We start from the raw sequence: 12,170 nt of genomic DNA on the forward strand, positions 1-12,170 counted from the left end.
CTATTCGGCCGCGGCCTTGCCGTGCTGTCCAAACCGCTGCTCGATATAGTCGGCGACCATCTTCTCGAAATCGGCGGCGATGGACGGGCCGCGCAACGTCGCCGACTTCTTGCCGTCGACGAAGACGGGCGCCGTCGGCGTCTCGCCGGTGCCGGGCAGCGATATGCCGATATCGGCATGCTTGGATTCGCCGGGGCCGTTGACGATGCAGCCCATCACCGCGACCTTGAGGTTCTCGACGCCCGGGTATCTCTCGCGCCACACCGGCATGTTCTTGCGCAAATCGGCCTGGATGTTCTGCGCCAGTTCCTGGAACACGGTCGATGTGGTACGGCCGCAGCCGGGGCAAGCGGCGACGATCGGCACGAACTGGCGAAAGCCCATGGTCTGCAAGAGCTCCTGCGACACCTGCACCTCGCGCGTGCGGTCGCCATTCGGCTCCGGCGTCAGTGAAATGCGGATGGTGTCGCCAATGCCTTGCTGCAACAGAATGCCCATCGCGGCCGACGAGGCGACAATGCCCTTGGAGCCCATGCCGGCTTCGGTGAGGCCGAGATGCAGCGCATGGTTGGAGCGCGTCGCAAGCTCGGTGTAGACGGCAATCAAATCCTGCACGCCGCTGACCTTGGCCGACAGGATGATCTTTTCGCGGGCCAAGCCGATTTCTTCGGCCATTTCGGCCGACAGGATCGCCGACTGCACGATCGCCTCGCGGGTGACCTCCTGCGCCGTCAGCGGAAAGCCTTGGCGCTGGTTCTCGTCCATCAGCCGGGTCAAAAGCTCCTGGTCGAGCGAACCCCAGTTGACGCCGATGCGCACCGGCTTGTCGTGCTTGATCGCCATTTCGACGATCGCCGCGAACTGGCGGTCCTTCTTGTCCTTGAAGCCGACATTGCCGGGATTGATGCGGTATTTGGCCAGCGCCTCGGCGCAAGCCGGATGATCGGCGAGCAGCTTGTGGCCGATATAGTGGAAATCGCCGACCAGCGGCACATTGATGCCGAGCCGTTCGAGCCGCTCGCGGATGCGCGGCACGGCGGCAGCGCTCTCGTCGCGGTCGACGGTGATGCGCACGATCTCGGAGCCGGCGCGGTGAAGGGCTGCAACTTGCGCCACGGTCTGGTCGATATCGGCTGTGTCGGTGTTGGTCATCGACTGCACGACGACCGGCGCGCCACCGCCGACGATCACGCCGCCGACATCGACACCGACCGAAGCCCGGCGCGGAAAGGGGGAGGAAAAATATCCGGTCATGCCGGCAGCCTCTTGAGCTCCTGAGCGACCTGCGTTTGCTTTGACGCGCAAACCTACGCTCAAACAGTTATCAGCGCATTGCGCTGAGGTTCGGGCATGAGGTGGAGGAGCAAAGATGGCTTGTCAATGGCGACAGCCGGGTAGAGCCGCCAAATCGCAACGGCGCGGCGACCCGTCACAGACGGTGTCGACCGTTCAATAGTGTCGGAAACAGTAACAACAACTATCCTCCGGCGGCCTGTCGCCACCGGAGCGATGGATAGGCGCCGGAGCGGCGCGTCTAATCTAGGAAGGGCGTCAGTGTGTCGTCGGTTTCGCCTTCAGTTTTTCAATCTCGTCCTTGAGTGCCAGCTTGCGTCGCTTGAGATTCACGATTTCGAGGTCGTCTACCGATGGATGGTTCATCGCATCATCGATTTCGCGTTCGATATCACCGTGTTTCCGCTGCAACTCATCAAGATGGGATGCAAGAGACATGATTGGTTCTCCCTTTCATGGTTTCCTCGATTGCAGCCGTCAAAGGCACGTCCACCGCAGGTCGTTCTGTGACGGCACAATGACACTCTGCCACCATCCAACTGAGATGTCGAATGCTGCGTGGTAGCATTCCACGACAATGTGAAATGTGGTATGGGCTGCGCGCCGGCTACAAAACCCCGCCGGTCCCGCCCAATCAGGCCCATCATTGGGCGCCGCAGACGTGCAGACGGTAGATAATGTCCGAACAGGAACAGGCTGATATCCGCCTCGAATTTTCTCGGCTGAAACAAGAGCATGCCGATTTCGACGCGGCCATCAATGCGATGATAGCCATGGGTTGTGATCCCTTGCAGATCCAGCGCATGAAGAAGAAAAAACTGTTCCTCAAGGACCGGCTGATGGCGCTGGAAGACAAGATCATTCCGGACATCATCGCCTGAGCGGTAGCCTCGGAGCCTGACCCCTTATCCCGGAATCGAAAGCCTTGCGGCGCGTTCACGCAACAGCGCGATAAGCTCGTCGGTCTTTTCCTTCGCGGTGTCGATCGGAACCACCAGGCACATCGTTGCCTCGACCTTGCCCGTGACGGAAAAGACCGGAGCGGCCAGGCATTTGGTATAGGCGTCGACCAGCCCCGAAGTGATGCAATAGCCGGTCGTCCTGGCCGTCGCGATATCGGCGATGAAATCGTCGAGCTGCAGCCTGCGGCCATCCGGCAGCACAAGGTCGTCGTCCGACACCATGTCCTGGATGGCGGCCCTTTCCAACCCGGCCAGAAGCAGTCGCCCTGATGCCGTCCATGGCAGCGGGATCTGCAGGCCGGTGGCCGAGCTGATGCGGAACGGCCTGGTGCCGGGGCTGGAATGGACGATGGTGTAGCGGCCGCTTTGCAGCATGCACAATTCGGAGGTCTCGCCGGTCTCGCGCGACAGATTGTCGACCTCCTGGCGGCCTCGCCTGAGCAGGTCGTTGCCCCGGACGTAGTCCATTCCGTAGAGGTAGAGTTTCTTGCCGAAATAGACGCGGTTGCCGTCACCCTCCATCTCCAGCAGCCCGGCATCGACCAGCGAACGCACCAGCGTGTAGGTGGTCGAGCGCGGTGCATTCACCCCCTTGGCGAGGTCGCCAATGCCGATGGCGCGCTGCGTGACATGCAGGAACTCCAAGATCTCCAGCACCCGGTTGAGACCCTTCTCGCGCGAGCCTGAGGTCTTGTCCGCCACTGGGCCAAGAACTGGCTGATCGGTGATCCCATTGCTGTCTTGCATAACTGATTCCTGATGTTAGTATCTGTCTTGTATAGGATACATGTGTCTTTTGTAAGAGACAATTCGTGGAAGCGACACATGTGCCTGTAAGGGGAACTCAAACGAACAGGAGGTCGCAGTGAACGACACATCCAAGCGAGATTTTCTGAAACTGGGCATGGCCGGGCTGGCAACGGCCGGCGTTATGACCGCGGTCAGCGCCGAGAAGGCGGCAGCACAAGCCGCATCCGACAGCGTGCTGCGCACCGCGCTCGACCGCGGCAAGCTGATCGTCGGCACCGGCAGCACCAATGCGCCGTGGCATTTCGAGAACGATGCCGGCGAGCTGGTCGGCATGGACATCACCATGGGCCGCATCCTGGCCAAGGGCCTGTTCGACGACCCGAGCAAGGTCGAGTTCGTCATGCAGGATCCGGCGCAGCGCATCCCCAATGTCACCACCAACAAGGTCGACATCACCATCCAGTTCATGACCATGACCGCGCAGCGCTCGCAGCTGATCCACTTCTCCAGGCCATACTATGTCGAGGGTGTCGCCCTGCTGACGCTGCCGACGGCGGAAAACAAGACCTTCGACAAGCTGCTCGCTGGCGGTTCGGCGACGCGCGTCTCGATCCTGCAGAATGTCGATGCCGAAAGCTCGGTCCATTTCGCGTTGCCGGAGGCGCAGGTGTTGCAAATCGACACCCAGGCCAACGTGCTGCAAGCGCTGGAATCGAAGCGCGCCGATGCTGCCGCCGTCGATCTTTCGACCGTGCGCTGGCTGGCCTCGCGCAACCCCGACAAATATTTCGATGCCGGCAAAAGCTGGTACTCGATGCTTTACGGCGCGGCGGTCAGGCAGGGCGACCTCGACTGGCTGACCTACGTCAACCAGACCTTCACCATCGCCATGTTCGGCCACGAGACGGCGCTCTACGACGCCGCCTTCAAGGACTATTTCGGCCAGGAGCCGCCGGCCCGTCACCCCGGTTTCCCGGTTGTATGATAACAAGCTGACATTAGTCGGTGGAAGGGTGCCGGCGCCCTTCCACTCCTTGCCTTGTTTGCGGCCTCTTTGGCCATTGCGGGAGACGCATGGGCTATACGCTCAATTTCAACCTGATCTGGCGGCATTTCGACAAGCTCTGGGGCGGCCTGCTGCTGAGCCTCGAGCTTGCCGTGATCTCGATTGCCATCGGCATCGTCATCGGCCTGGTGCTGGCGGTCTGGTATGTCTCGGCCGGTCGCGTGGTACGAGCCATCATCGCGGCCTACGTCGAATTCATCCGCAACGTACCGCTGATCCTGCTGGTCTATCTCGTCTTCTACGGCGTGCCGACGGTGGTCGATCTCGCCTACAGCGCGCCGACCTCCTTCGTGCTGACGCTGTCGGTCTATAGCGGCGCCTATCTGGTCGAGGTTTTCCGTTCGGGGCTCGAAGCCGTGCCGCGCGGCCAGCTCGATGCCGGCAAGGCGATCGGGCTCACGCCATGGCAAAGGCTGGTTCACGTGCGGCTGCCGACCATGCTGCGCATCACTCTGCCGGCGCTGTCCAACACCTTCATCTCGCTGTTCAAGGATACGTCCATCGCCTCGGTCATATCCGTGCCCGAACTGACCTACGGCGCCCAGTGGATCAACTTCAACACCTTCCGCATCGTCGAGGTCTATCTGGTGACGACGGCGATGTATCTGCTGACCGGCTATGCGCTGCTGTTCGGGCTGCGGCTGGTCGAGCGCCGGTTCAGGGCGGCGCGCTGACATGCTGAGCCAGATCCTCTACGCCCTGCCGTTCCTTGCCCAGGGCTTCGCCATCACTCTGTGGGTGTCGCTGCTGGTCGTGGTGCTGTCGCTGATTGCCGGCGTCGCGCTGGGCGTCGGCCTCGTCTATGGCCCGGCGCCGCTGCGCTGGGCAGTGCGCATCTTCTCCGACACCATCCGCGGCATCCCGATCCTGGTGCTGATGTTCTTCGTCTATTACGGCCTGCCCGCCGCCGGGCTGCACCTGCAGTCCTTCTGGGCCGCCGTGCTGGCGCTGACCTTGTTCAAGACGGCGCAGGTCGTCGAATATGTGCGCGGCGCAGTCGGCTCCATTCCCAAAGGCCAGTCCGAGGCGGCGATGGCGATCGGCCTGACCTTTCGCCAACGGCTCACCTCCGTCATCTTTCCGCAGGCCTTCCGCCGCTTCCTGCCACCCTGGATCAACGGCGTGACCGATGCGGTCAAGGGTAGCGCGCTGGTCTCGCTGCTCGGCATCACCGACCTGATGCAGGCGATCAACCAGGTCATCGGCCGCACCTATGAGGCGATGCCGCTCTATCTCCTCGGCGCCTTGATCTATTTCGCCGTCAACTATGCGCTTTCCTACGCCAGCCGGCGGCTGGAACGGCGCTTCGCCTTCATCCGGGACTAGCACGATGGCCACAAGCTCGAACGACACTACAGCCCTTCTCGACATTGCCGGGGTCTCGAAAGCCTTCGGTTCGGTCGAGGTGCTGCGTTCGGTCAGCCTCAAGGTTGAGAAGGGCGAGGTGGTCACCGTCATCGGGCCTTCGGGCAGCGGCAAGACGACCCTTTTGCGCTGCGTCAACTTCCTCGAAAGCTACGACTCGGGCTCGATCCGGATCGACGGCAAGGAGGTCGGTTTTCGCGAAGCCGGCACCCGCCAGCGGCGTAGCGAGCGCGATCTGGCCGCCATGCGCGCCGAAACCGGCATGGTGTTCCAGAGCTTCAACCTGTTTCCGCACCTCACCGCCGCCGGCAACATCATGCTCGGCCTCACCAAGGTGCGCGGCAAGAGCAAGGCCGAGGCGCGCCAGATCGCCGAGCATTGGCTGAGCCGCGTTGGTCTCGCCCACAAGGCCGACAGCCTGCCCGCGGAACTCTCCGGCGGCCAGCAGCAGCGCGTCGGCATAGCGCGGGCCGTCGCCATGGAGCCGAAGATCCTGCTGCTCGACGAGATCACCTCCGCGCTCGACCCCGAACTGGTCGGCGAGGTGCTGGCCGTTGTCCGCAGCCTGGCCGAAGACGGCATGACCATGGTGATGGTAACCCACGAGATGGCCTTTGCCCGCGACGCTTCGAGCCGCATCGTCTTCATGGCCGATGGCGGTGTCAGCGCTGTCGGTCCGCCGAAGGAGATCCTCGCCCAGGAGACCACCAATGAGCGTCTGCGCTCTTTCCTGGCGCGGTTCCGCGCCTCGCATTTCTGACATGGGCGGCCCAAGGCAATTCCAGGAAAAGTGTAAGCGGTTTTCCCGGGAAAAGCGCGAAGCGCTTTCCCTTGGGAATTGCGTAAAACAACAGGCCGCCCCAAGGAGAATTCTTTTATGACGCCTTACATCCGGCTCGCCGAACTCGGCCTGACGCTGCCCGAGCCGCCGACGCCGATCGCCAATTTCGTCACCCATGCCGAAAGCGGCCGGTTGATCTTTCTCTCGGGCCAGGGGCCGTTGCGCGCCGACGGCACGCTGTGCACCGGTAAGGTCGGTGAGGACGTCACCGTCGAGCAGGCCTATGAGCATGCGCGCCTCACCGGCCTAAATCTGCTGGCCGTCATGCATGCCGCCGCCGGCGATCTCGGCCGCATCGTGCGCGTCGTCAAATTGCTCGGCTTCGTCAACGCGACGCCGACTTTCAGCGACCACCCGAAAGTGGTCAACGGCTGCTCGGACCTGTTCGCCAACGTCTTCGACAAGATCGGCGGCCATGCCCGCTCGGCGATCGGCGTCGGCTCGCTGCCTGGAAACATCACCGTCGAAATCGAAGCGGTCGTCGAGATCGCCGCCTGACAGCCAAGGGATTTGCTGAACATGAAAACCTATTCCGACACCGGCTCCAACACCACGATCCGGGAACGGCTCGGACTGAGGCCGATTATCAACGTCTCCGGCACGATGACGACACTCGGCGCCTCGATCATCGTTCCCGAGGCGATCAGCGCCATGGCCGAGATCGCCTCCCAATGGGTTGAGATGGACGATCTGCAGCGCGCCGCAAGCGTGATCACCGCCCGCCTTACCGGCGGCGAGGCCGGCTTCATCACCGCTTGCTGCGCCTCGGGCATCACCATGGCGATCGCCGGGGCGATGACCGGCACCAATTTGCTGGCGATCGAACGGCTGCCCGATGACACCGAAGGCCTGAAGTCCGAAGTCGTCATTCAGCTTGGCCATATCGTCAATTACGGCGCACCGATCGACCAGTCGATCCGCGTCGCCGGCGCCAAGGTCATACCGGCGGGCACTGTCAGCGTCACCCAGGATTATCACGTGCGCGAAGCGATCAACGAGCGCACCGCGGCGGCACTCTACGTCGTGGCGCACCACACCGTGCAATACGGCATGCTGTCCCTCGAGGAATTCAGCGAGATCTGCCACGCCAGGGGCGTGCCGGTGATCGTCGACGCGGCTTCCGAATATGATCTGCGCAGTTTCCTGACGCGCGGCGCCGACATCGTCGTCTACAGCGGCCATAAATTCCTCTCGGGGCCGACCAGCGGCATCGTCACCGGCCGCAAGGATCTTGTCCGCGCCGCCTATCTGCAAAACCGCGGCGTCGCCCGCGCCATGAAGGTCGGCAAGGAAAGCATCGCCGGAACCATGGCGGCACTGGAAGCTTGGGAAAAGCGCGACCATGCCGGCATCCGCCGGCGCGAGGAAGCGGCGCTCAATCTGTGGAGAGATTCGCTGCAAGGCATTCCCGGTATCGCCGCCCACATCATTCCCGACCCGACCGCCAATCCGCTCGACCGGCTGCAGATATTCGTCTCGCCCGAAAGCCGCTTCACCGCCGCCGGCCTTGCCTCGGCACTTGCCGCAGGCTCGCCGCCGATCATCGTGCGCAACCATGAGGTCGAACGCGGCCATTTCTTCCTCGACCCGTGCAATCTGCACCCCGGCGAGGCCGAGATCGTCGCCGAGCGCCTGCGCGTCGTGCTGACGGCGGCCGAGCGGCCGGCGGATGCGATGAAACAGCCGCGAAAGGATTCGTCCGGCGCCTTGCGCTGGCCGGATTGAGCACCAACCAGGTCAGACAAAGCTGATGCAACCGGCTGATCACGCGACTGTGAACAGCCGGATTTGCACGCTGCGGGAATAAATCCCGGCCGCGACAGGTCTTCTCGGCATACGCCATCGCTGGCGTTGAGGAGACGGATATGCCGCATCGACACGAGGACAGCCACCATGGCCACGGCATCAGCCGTCGTCATGCACTGGACCGCATGAGCGTCACCAGTCCCCTTTCCATGGCGCTTGACACTGGTGACGCAGATGAATTCACTTTCGCTACTGCAGGCGGCTTTGCCTGTTTCTGCGGGGTTCGCCCGCACACGCAGGGCGAGACCGGCACTGGCTGAGAGCGCAAGGCCTGTTCGTCCTGGAGTGTCCGATCATGGTGCTGCTTTGAGCGAGAAGGCTCTGGCCGAACGCTTCAACGAAGTGGTGCTGCCGCATCTCGGCGACGCGCTTGCGCTTGCCCGTTGGCTGACCGGCAATGCCGCCGACGCCGAGGATGTCGTGCAGGATGCCTGCATCAAGGCGCATGCCGGGATGGCGGGCTATGCTGGTGGTAACCCACGCGCGTGGCTGCTGACCATCGTGCGCAACACCGCCTACACCTGGATATCACGCAACCGGCCGCGCGCCATGATGGCCGTCGGCGACCTCGGCGATCTCGACGAAATGGCCGCTGCACACGGCACGAGTGTGCCGGACGAGGACGGCCCGGAGGCGAGCCTGATCGCCAAGGCCGATACGGCGGCGCTGGAAGCCGCGATCGCCGCGCTGCCGCAGCCGTTCCGCGAGACGCTGGTGCTGCGCGACGTCAATGGTCTCAGCTACCGCGACATATCGGTCATGCTCAGCGCGCCCATCGGCACGGTGATGTCACGGCTGGCGCGGGCTCGCGGCCTGCTTGCGTCCGAACTGGGGAGAGCGCCATGACCGCCCATGATGACGGACTGCCCAACGATCCCGAAGGCATCAGACTGATGATCCACGCTCTGGTTGATGGCGAACTCGATGCAGCGGCCGCACTCGCGGTGGAACGCCGCATCGCCGCTGATCCGGCGCTTGCCGCCGAACACGCCCGCATCCTTGCCTTGCAAGGCGCGGTCGGCCGCTTGCCGCGTCCCGATGTCAGCGATCCATTTCGGGCCCGCATCGCAGCGATTGGTACGGCATCGTCAGAACAGAAGGCGCAAGACGAGGAGCCGCAGCGGGGCGCACCGTCGGCGCTGCCAGGATTGATCGCTGGTGCCGGCGCAGGGCAGCGGCGAGCGACCGATACGCGGCCTGCCCAGGCGCGGCCCAGGGCGCGCCGCTTCGGCTCATTCGACTGGCGCGCCATGGCGGCGTCGATCGTCATGACCGCAGTGCTGGCCAGTGGCGCCACGCAATGGGTGATGTTCAATGCCGCATCGGACAGCGTCGCAGCAGAGATCGCCGGCGACCATCGCCGCAGCCTGCTCGCCGCCAGCCCGATCGACATCGTCTCGTCCGACCGCCACACGGTAAAGCCGTGGCTCGACGCCCGCATCGGCGTGTCGCCGCCGGCGCCCGATCTTGCCACGGATGGCTTCGCGCTGATCGGCGGTCGGGTCGAGGTGGTCTCGGGCCGTCCCGTGCCGGCGCTGGTCTACCGCCACCGCGAGCATCTGATTACGCTGGTCGCGGAGCCACAGCAAGGCGGCCGCGTTACCGAACCGAAGGACGTTTCCTCGGGCGGCTTCTCTATGGTGCACTGGAGCGACGGCGCCTTCTCCTACTGGGCGATCTCCGACATGGAGCGCCCCGAACTCGACGATTTCGTCGCCCGCTTCCGCAAGGCTGCGGTGTAAGGAGTCCAGTCTCGTCACTGATCCCGCCGCCACCCTGACAGGTTCTCCAGCCTGCAGCGGCAATCAAGAAATAGCCGGTTCCCGGCGCGCATTTGCGCGGCTCAACCTGGCCGGGATACGGCCTGGCCGCTGCTCGCAGCTCTTTAAAACGATAACTTTACAAATATTTATGTTTATGTGAAGTTATGAGTCTTGAAGGGTCAATCATGACAGCCAATCGTTTTGCTACGCGCCTGAACTCCTTTGCCTCACGGCCGCAGGCCGAATGGCCCGATCTTTCGGGCAAGCCGTCGCTAATGCAGATGGCGGCGCGCGCCGCCAAGGTTGCAGGGCTGACTGATCTTGATCTCAATTTCCCCGACCATGTCGGCGAAAGGCCAACTGAAATTGCCCGCAAGCTTGGTGATCTCGGGCTTTCCATCAATGGCTTCGCCATGCGCTACTACTCCAATCCGGCCTTCAAGCTCGGCGCCTTCACCAATCCGGACCCGGTGGTACGCCGCGAAGCCATCGACCTAACCAAGGCTGGTATCGACGCCGTGCGCGAGGCCGGCGCCAGCCTGATGACGCTGTGGCTTGGTCAGGATGGCTTCGACTATGCCTTCCAGGCCGACTATGCGACGCTCTGGCAACACGAAATCGATGGGATTCGTGAAGTTGCCACGCATGATCCCGGCTGTCAGATCAGCCTGGAATACAAGCCCAACGAGCCGCGCTCCTACAGCCTGATGCCCGATGCGGCGACCACCTTGCTGGCGATCCGCGATGTCGATCTCCCCAATCTTGGCGTCACCCTGGATTTCGCCCATGTGCTTTACGCCGACGAACAGCCGGCCTTCGCCGCGGCGCTGATCGCCCGCCACAGCAAGCTGCTCGGCGTGCATCTCAACGATGGTTACGCCAAGCGCGACGACGGCCTGATGGTCGGCGCGGTGCACACGCTGCAGACCATCGAACTGCTGCGCCAGATCCGCCGCGACGGCTACGCCGGCGCCATCTACTTCGACACCTTCCCCGACATGACCGGTCTCGATCCGGTGCACGAATGCGAAGTCAACATCGCCACCGTCAAGCGCATGCTCCGCGTCGTCGACCGGCTGGAAAAGGACAACCGGCTGTCCGCCGCGATGGGCAGCCAGGACGCCGTGACATCGCAGGCCATCGTCCAGGAAGCCATGCTCGGACCGGACACGCCACGAGATACCTGAAGCGCCCGGCGTCGCCACACGCCGTTTCACTAGGGAGGAATGACCATGAAACTTCTGCTTGCCACTGCTGCCGCTGCCCTGATGGCCCTGTCCATCGGTTCGGCATTCTCGGCCGACCTCGCGCCGCTGAATTCCGACACCGAGAAGGACCGCATCGACTGGTCGCAACTGGAAGCCAAGTTCGGGGCGTTCCCCAAATTGCCCGACGGCACCAAGGCGGGTGCCGTCTCCAAGACGCTGACCAACGAATACTGGCGCTCGCTGGGTGAGGGCTACAAGTCCTTCGGCGATCGCGTCGGCGTGCCCGTCGTCTATCAGGCGGCGCAGAGCGAGGGCGACCAGTTGGGACAACTGACCATCGCTGAAGGCCTGGTCACGCAAGGCTACAACGTGCTGCTCGTCTCGCCGCAGACCGACTCCAATCTGCAGCCGATCATCGAACAGGCCAAGGCCGCCAACGTGCCGGTCGTCAACGTCAATGACGCCGTCATCCCGCAGGCCGAGCACTATGTCGGCAACGTCCAGCGCGACAATGGCGTGCGCGTCGCCAAATGGTTCATCAAGAACCGGCCGGATGGCGGCAAGGTCGCCATCGTCGAAGGCCAGGCCGGCGTCTATGCCGCCGTGCAGCGCACCGACGGTTTCAAGACCACGATTACCGAGGCCGGCAAGTTCGAGGTCGTCGCCAGCGTTCCCGGCAACTGGGACCGCCAGACCTCCTACGACGCGGCCACCAACATCCTGCAGCAGCACCCCGACCTGATCGGTTTCTATGCCAACAATGACGGCATGGCGCTGGGCATCGTCGAAGCGGTCAAGGCCGCCGGCGTGCAGGACAAGGTCGCCGTCTTCGGCACCGACGGCATCTCCGACGCCTATGCCTCGATCCGCGCCGGCGAGCTGACCGGCACCGTCGATAGTTTTCCGGTGCTGACCGGCGAGGTGGCGCTGGAATCGGCGCTGCGGCTCGTCGCCGGGCAGAAGCTGCCGCGTGTCGTCGCCACGCCGCAGGCGCTGATCACCAAGGACAATGCCGACCGCTATTCCGGCGCGGGCGATGCCGTGCGCAAGGCGCTGCTCGAAGACGCTGCGGCGGGCCAGTAAGGCCGAAAAGGCGGGTGCCGGCCTGAGCATTCA

General features: G+C 63.5%; 15 protein-coding genes. 12 read left to right on the forward strand and 3 right to left on the reverse strand.

Annotation, left to right across the window (positions count from 1 at the left end; translation table 11 throughout):
- Positions 1 to 1,254, reverse strand: a complete 1,254-nt coding sequence (gene ispG, locus AC04SH_RS21160) for a flavodoxin-dependent (E)-4-hydroxy-3-methylbut-2-enyl-diphosphate synthase (RefSeq protein WP_488576492.1) — start codon at positions 1,252 to 1,254, stop codon at positions 1 to 3.
- Positions 1,255 to 1,551: 297 nt separating this feature from the next.
- Positions 1,552 to 1,731, reverse strand: a complete 180-nt coding sequence (locus AC04SH_RS21165) for a YdcH family protein (protein ID WP_095487303.1) — start codon at positions 1,729 to 1,731, stop codon at positions 1,552 to 1,554.
- Positions 1,732 to 1,970: 239 nt separating this feature from the next.
- Here AC04SH_RS21165 and AC04SH_RS21170 point away from each other — a divergent pair, with 239 nt between their 5' ends.
- Positions 1,971 to 2,174, forward strand: coding sequence for a YdcH family protein (locus tag AC04SH_RS21170; RefSeq protein WP_112559568.1), 204 nt, complete (start codon positions 1,971 to 1,973; stop codon positions 2,172 to 2,174).
- A 24-nt stretch (positions 2,175 to 2,198) separates the two neighbouring features.
- Here the strand turns inward: AC04SH_RS21170 and AC04SH_RS21175 are convergent, their stop codons facing one another.
- Positions 2,199 to 3,002: an IclR family transcriptional regulator gene (locus AC04SH_RS21175; protein ID WP_488576493.1), complete on the reverse strand. Its 804-nt coding sequence runs from the start codon at positions 3,000 to 3,002 to the stop codon at positions 2,199 to 2,201.
- A 118-nt stretch (positions 3,003 to 3,120) separates the two neighbouring features.
- On the opposite strand from AC04SH_RS21175, the gene AC04SH_RS21180 reads away from it, so the two are divergent.
- The 11 genes from AC04SH_RS21180 to AC04SH_RS21230 all read left to right on the forward strand — a co-directional run bounded on the left by AC04SH_RS21180 (position 3,121) and on the right by AC04SH_RS21230 (position 12,137).
- Positions 3,121 to 3,990 carry a transporter substrate-binding protein gene (locus AC04SH_RS21180; RefSeq protein WP_488576494.1) on the forward strand — a complete coding sequence of 290 codons (870 nt, stop codon included), beginning with the start codon at positions 3,121 to 3,123 and terminating at the stop codon, positions 3,988 to 3,990.
- An 89-nt stretch (positions 3,991 to 4,079) separates the two neighbouring features.
- Positions 4,080 to 4,745, forward strand: coding sequence for an amino acid ABC transporter permease (locus tag AC04SH_RS21185; RefSeq protein ID WP_488576495.1), 666 nt, complete (start codon positions 4,080 to 4,082; stop codon positions 4,743 to 4,745).
- Position 4,746: 1 nt separating this feature from the next.
- Positions 4,747 to 5,397, forward strand: a complete 651-nt coding sequence (locus tag AC04SH_RS21190; protein ID WP_488576496.1) for an amino acid ABC transporter permease — start codon at positions 4,747 to 4,749, stop codon at positions 5,395 to 5,397.
- 4 nt (positions 5,398 to 5,401) lie between these two features.
- Entirely contained in the window at positions 5,402 to 6,196 is a 795-nt protein-coding gene (locus tag AC04SH_RS21195) for an amino acid ABC transporter ATP-binding protein (RefSeq protein WP_488576497.1), read from the forward strand.
- 117 nt (positions 6,197 to 6,313) lie between these two features.
- Positions 6,314 to 6,775, forward strand: coding sequence for a RidA family protein (locus tag AC04SH_RS21200; protein ID WP_284278181.1), 462 nt, complete (start codon positions 6,314 to 6,316; stop codon positions 6,773 to 6,775).
- A gap of 21 nt (positions 6,776 to 6,796) precedes the next feature.
- Complete coding sequence (locus AC04SH_RS21205) at positions 6,797 to 8,002, forward strand: aminotransferase class V-fold PLP-dependent enzyme (RefSeq protein WP_488576498.1); 1,206 nt, start codon at positions 6,797 to 6,799, stop codon at positions 8,000 to 8,002.
- Between the two features lie 140 nt (positions 8,003 to 8,142).
- Positions 8,143 to 8,343, forward strand: a complete 201-nt coding sequence (locus AC04SH_RS21210; RefSeq protein ID WP_477235701.1) for a hypothetical protein — start codon at positions 8,143 to 8,145, stop codon at positions 8,341 to 8,343.
- A 46-nt stretch (positions 8,344 to 8,389) separates the two neighbouring features.
- Complete coding sequence (locus AC04SH_RS21215) at positions 8,390 to 8,929, forward strand: sigma-70 family RNA polymerase sigma factor (RefSeq protein WP_488576499.1); 540 nt, start codon at positions 8,390 to 8,392, stop codon at positions 8,927 to 8,929.
- Positions 8,926 to 9,825, forward strand: coding sequence for an anti-sigma factor family protein (locus tag AC04SH_RS21220; protein WP_488576500.1), 900 nt, complete (start codon positions 8,926 to 8,928; stop codon positions 9,823 to 9,825). The genes AC04SH_RS21215 and AC04SH_RS21220 overlap by 4 nt, the downstream gene beginning before the upstream one ends.
- A gap of 206 nt (positions 9,826 to 10,031) precedes the next feature.
- A complete protein-coding gene (locus AC04SH_RS21225; protein WP_488576501.1) occupies positions 10,032 to 11,033 on the forward strand; it encodes a sugar phosphate isomerase/epimerase family protein in 1,002 nt (333 codons plus the stop codon).
- 45 nt (positions 11,034 to 11,078) lie between these two features.
- Entirely contained in the window at positions 11,079 to 12,137 is a 1,059-nt protein-coding gene (locus AC04SH_RS21230) for a sugar ABC transporter substrate-binding protein (RefSeq protein WP_488576502.1), read from the forward strand.
- Positions 12,138 to 12,170: the final 33 nt, after the last annotated feature.

Source organism: Mesorhizobium sp. CNPSo 4688 (assembly GCF_057784295.1).

Coding starts and splice junctions, on each gene's coding strand:
- AC04SH_RS21165 (WP_095487303.1), bottom strand. CDS start 1,731: ATGTCTCTTGCATCCCATCTTGATGAGTTGCAGCGGAAACACGGTGAT.
- AC04SH_RS21220 (WP_488576500.1), top strand. CDS start 8,926: ATGACCGCCCATGATGACGGACTGCCCAACGATCCCGAAGGCATCAGA.
- AC04SH_RS21205 (WP_488576498.1), top strand. CDS start 6,797: ATGAAAACCTATTCCGACACCGGCTCCAACACCACGATCCGGGAACGG.
- AC04SH_RS21195 (WP_488576497.1), top strand. CDS start 5,402: ATGGCCACAAGCTCGAACGACACTACAGCCCTTCTCGACATTGCCGGG.
- AC04SH_RS21210 (WP_477235701.1), top strand. CDS start 8,143: ATGCCGCATCGACACGAGGACAGCCACCATGGCCACGGCATCAGCCGT.
- ispG (WP_488576492.1), bottom strand. CDS start 1,254: ATGACCGGATATTTTTCCTCCCCCTTTCCGCGCCGGGCTTCGGTCGGT.
- AC04SH_RS21190 (WP_488576496.1), top strand. CDS start 4,747: ATGCTGAGCCAGATCCTCTACGCCCTGCCGTTCCTTGCCCAGGGCTTC.
- AC04SH_RS21225 (WP_488576501.1), top strand. CDS start 10,032: ATGACAGCCAATCGTTTTGCTACGCGCCTGAACTCCTTTGCCTCACGG.
- AC04SH_RS21175 (WP_488576493.1), bottom strand. CDS start 3,002: ATGCAAGACAGCAATGGGATCACCGATCAGCCAGTTCTTGGCCCAGTG.
- AC04SH_RS21200 (WP_284278181.1), top strand. CDS start 6,314: ATGACGCCTTACATCCGGCTCGCCGAACTCGGCCTGACGCTGCCCGAG.
- AC04SH_RS21230 (WP_488576502.1), top strand. CDS start 11,079: ATGAAACTTCTGCTTGCCACTGCTGCCGCTGCCCTGATGGCCCTGTCC.
- AC04SH_RS21170 (WP_112559568.1), top strand. CDS start 1,971: ATGTCCGAACAGGAACAGGCTGATATCCGCCTCGAATTTTCTCGGCTG.
- AC04SH_RS21185 (WP_488576495.1), top strand. CDS start 4,080: ATGGGCTATACGCTCAATTTCAACCTGATCTGGCGGCATTTCGACAAG.